The following is a 1,035-nucleotide window of genomic DNA, read 5'->3' as shown; positions in this document are numbered from 1 at the left end:
AAGTATCACCGAAGCGCTTAATGCGCTTGGGTATTATCATGCAAAAATTTCATACTCTATTTCCGAAGGGAATGACGAGCTGATCGTTAACATCCACAAAGGCTTACCAGTTAAGATCAAAGTAATGGATGTCGTGATCAGCGGTGAAGCGAAAGAGGATGAAGAATTCGCGAATCTCATCGCCAAATCGCCTTTAAAAGTTGGGCGGATTTTAAATCAGGGTGAGTATGACAGCCTTAAATCAGGGATTCGTAACCTGGCTTTGCAACGTGGTTACTTCAATGGTGACTTTAAGCTCAACAAGCTGGAAGTGATCCCCGAATTGAATGAAGCCAATGTGCGTTTGCACTACGACAGCGGTATTCGCTATCACTTTGGTCCGGTAGAAATTACGGGAAGCCAGATCTGGGAAAACCGTGTTGAGTCGATGCGACCTTTTGAAATTGGCGAACCTTACCTTGTCTCTGATGTGGGTGAATACAACCAAAACCTGTCTAACACCGATTGGTTTTCCTCCGTGTTTGTTGAGCCTGACTTAAGTAAGCTTGAAGATGGGCGCGAGCTGCCGATTAAAGTCTCGTTAGCGCCTGCTGCGAAAAACCAAATTGAAACCGGTATTGGTTACTCCACCGATACGGGTGTGCGCGGTACTTTAAAATGGAAAAAACCATGGGTAAGTGCGCGCGGCCATAGCTTTAATACGGCGCTTTCTCTCTCCAAACCAGAACAAACCATCACCGCCGGCTACAAAATTCCATTAGACGACGTCTTACGTGAATACTATCAATTGCAATTTGGTCTGAAGCATTTGGACAACCGTGATACTGAGAGTTTGGAATCAAACCTTGCGGTAGAAAGACACTGGTTAACCGACGGTGGTTGGCACAAAACCGTGTACGTTCGTCACTTGTACGAAAACTTCTCGCAAGGTTTGCAAGATGATGGCGTGCAGTTTGTGCTTCCTGGCGCAACCTTTTCGCGTACTCGTGTCCGTGGTGGTAGCATGCCAATGTGGGGCGATAAGCAAAGCGTAAC

1 protein-coding gene is annotated in these 1,035 nt (G+C 46.4%); it reads left to right on the top strand.

Annotation, left to right across the window (positions count from 1 at the left end; genetic code table 11):
• On the top strand, positions 1 to 1,035 hold a 1,035-nt coding region (locus R7Q38_RS24865; protein WP_318114739.1), incomplete at both ends, for an autotransporter assembly complex family protein.

Origin of the sequence: Vibrio sp. Vb0598 (assembly GCF_033338935.1) — a bacterium.
In the GTDB taxonomy this organism is placed as follows: Bacteria; Pseudomonadota; Gammaproteobacteria; order Enterobacterales; family Vibrionaceae; genus Vibrio; species Vibrio alginolyticus.
Note: the sequence above shows the minus strand (reverse complement) of the source record. Positions and strands in the feature narration are given on the sequence as shown.